Annotated in this window: 3 protein-coding genes; all 3 read left to right on the forward strand. The window is 53.4% G+C overall.

Annotated elements, in window-relative coordinates:
* The first annotated feature begins 73 nt into the window (after positions 1-73).
* Genes tnpA through tnpC form a run of 3 tightly spaced genes read left to right on the forward strand, consistent with a single transcriptional unit; the run spans position 74 to position 2259 of the window.
* Positions 74-361, forward strand: a complete 288-nt coding sequence (gene tnpA / locus IEX60_RS24630) for an IS66 family insertion sequence element accessory protein TnpA (protein ID WP_188754055.1) — start codon at positions 74-76, stop codon at positions 359-361.
* 53 nt (positions 362-414) lie between these two features.
* Positions 415-714, forward strand: coding sequence for an IS66 family insertion sequence element accessory protein TnpB (gene tnpB / locus IEX60_RS24635; protein ID WP_229717786.1), 300 nt, complete (start codon positions 415-417; stop codon positions 712-714).
* A gap of 60 nt (positions 715-774) precedes the next feature.
* The gene (tnpC, locus tag IEX60_RS24640) at positions 775-2259 is read left to right on the forward strand and encodes an IS66 family transposase (protein WP_188754057.1); all 1485 of its coding nucleotides are present in this window, start codon (positions 775-777) and stop codon (positions 2257-2259) included.
* The last annotated feature ends 16 nt before the right edge of the window (positions 2260-2275 follow it).

Genomic DNA, 2275 nt, shown 5'->3' on the forward strand with positions numbered 1-2275 from the left:
GTATCCGCCCGACCAACCACATATTTCCAGATTGATTGACTGTCTGTAGTTTTACGCCCAAAATATTATTGAAATGAAAGAGCGTAGAGCCTACATGTTCACCCTTGTCCGCCAGTGGCGCGAGAGCGGTTTGACCCGGAATGAATTCTGTCTGCAACATGGTGTGAGTTTAAGCAAGTTCAGTTACTGGATTGCCCGCTGGAAAGAGGATCAATCCGGCGGGGATGGCAGTTTTATTCCGATGGGTCCACCCAGGACGGCAGGCCATCCTGTTTTATCGGTTATCTATGCCAATGGTGTGCGGCTGGAAGTTCCGTCGGCCGATCTGGGGTTGTTGTCCAGGCTGATTGCCCTTGCGTGATGTTTTCGCTGGGTTCATCGCACCGTTATTACCTGTACGGCGGCCATTGCGATATGCGGAAAAGTTTCGACGGGCTTTGCGGGCTGGTGTCCACGGGCCTTGGGCGCGGGGCCACGGGCGGCGATGTGTTCGTGTTCCTGAACCGCCGCCGTACGCATATGAAGCTGCTTCACTGGGAGCACGGCGGTTTCGTACTGTATTATAAGAGGCTGGAGGGGGGCACCTTCCCGCTGCCGAAAATCAGTGCACCGGGCAGTGAGATCGACTGGAGCGAGCTGGTGCTGATGGTTGAGGGGATCGTTGTGGAGAAGAGCCGCAGACGGCACCGGTTCACGTTAAAAAAAGTGGTCTGAAACGGCGATAAACATCGTTTTTTGCTTGCGTAACCCGTCGGTAATTTGTATTTTTATGCCATGCAAACGGCACTGGAAGACTTATCGAAAGAGGATCTTTTACGGGTTATTTCCAGCCGTGATGAGAAAATCGAATACCTGGAATCGCAGCTTGCCATGTACCGGCGGATGCAGTTCGGCCAGAAGCGCGAGCGCTTTGAGGGCGATCCCAACCAGACATCCCTGCCTTTCGATGCGGAACCCGCCGCGGTGGAGCAGCAGCAGGAAGCAATCAGGGAAAAGATCGAGTACACCCGCAAACGCCCGAACCATAAAGGGCGTGCGAAACTCCCTGAGCACTTACCGGTAGAAGAGATCGAGATCCATCCCGGGGGTGACCTGTCGGACATGGTCTGCATCGGTAAGGAAATCACCGAAGAACTTGAATGCGAACCGGCGAGGTTCTACATCAGACGCTATATCCGCTACAAGTATGCCGCCAAGAACGGGGAAGGGGTGGAAATCGGCGAACTCCCCGAGCGGGTCATAGACAAAGGTATCCCGGGAGCGGGCCTTTTGGCACTGATCCTGACCGATAAATATATGGATCACCTCCCGCTGTACCGCCAGAAGCAGCGCTTCGCTCGGGAAAACATACAGATACCCTCCTCCACCATCGAGGGCTGGACAAAGGAAGCGCTCATCAAATTACATCCGCTTTACGAGCAGTTGCTTTTCGATACAAAGACAAAAGGTTATTTACAGGTGGACGAGACGCCGATAAAAGTGCTGGAAAGCGATAAAAAGGGGGCGTGCCACCGGGGTTGGTACTGGGTATACCACAGTCCGCTGGATGGCATGGTGCTGTTCCACTACCAGCCCACGCGCGGGGAAGCAGCCGCAGAGAAGCTGCTGGACACCTTCAAGGGGTACCTGCAGACCGACGGTTACGGGGTCTACCGGAAATACGGCGATAAAGAGGGCATCACCCACCTGGCCTGCTGGGCCCATGCAAGAAGGGAGTTTGAAAAGGCGCTGGACAATGACCGCCAAAGGGCTTCACACGCTTTATCGGAAATACAGAAACTCTATGCCGTGGAGCGCCGGGCAAAGCAGGCGGGGATGGATGCCGGTACCTTCAAGGAACTCCGGCTCACCGAATCGCTGCCGGTAATCAACGGGCTGGGTAAATGGATCTTTGAAGAGTTGAAGAACACGTTGCCCAAAAGCCAGATCGGCAAAGCCATGGCCTATGCCTATGCCAGATGGGATGCACTGTCGGCCTACCTGTATGACGGGAATCTATGCATCGATAACAATCCGGTCGAAAATGCACTCAGGCCAATCAGCCTGGGCCGTAAAAATTACCTGTTTGCCGGAAGCCATGAGGCTGCACAGCGGGCCGCAATGATCTATTCCTTCTTTGCAATCTGCAAAAAGCATGAGGTGAACCCGTTCCAATGGCTCAAATATACACTGGAAAATATCATGACCATAAACCATAAGAACCTGAAAGACCTCTATCCGCAGAACTATAAGATTATGGCTCATAAATCAAACATGTAGTTCATAGGGCGGATAC

Source organism: Parapedobacter defluvii, from assembly GCF_014642075.1.
GTDB lineage: Bacteria > Bacteroidota > Bacteroidia > Sphingobacteriales > Sphingobacteriaceae > Parapedobacter > Parapedobacter defluvii.

What these genes read in the sequence shown, in the direction of transcription:
- tnpA (WP_188754055.1), top strand. Translation starts at nt 74, where the DNA reads ATGAAAGAGCGTAGAGCCTACATGTTCACCCTTGTCCGCCAGTGGCGC.
- tnpB (WP_229717786.1), top strand. Translation starts at nt 415, where the DNA reads ATGCGGAAAAGTTTCGACGGGCTTTGCGGGCTGGTGTCCACGGGCCTT.
- tnpC (WP_188754057.1), top strand. Translation starts at nt 775, where the DNA reads ATGCAAACGGCACTGGAAGACTTATCGAAAGAGGATCTTTTACGGGTT.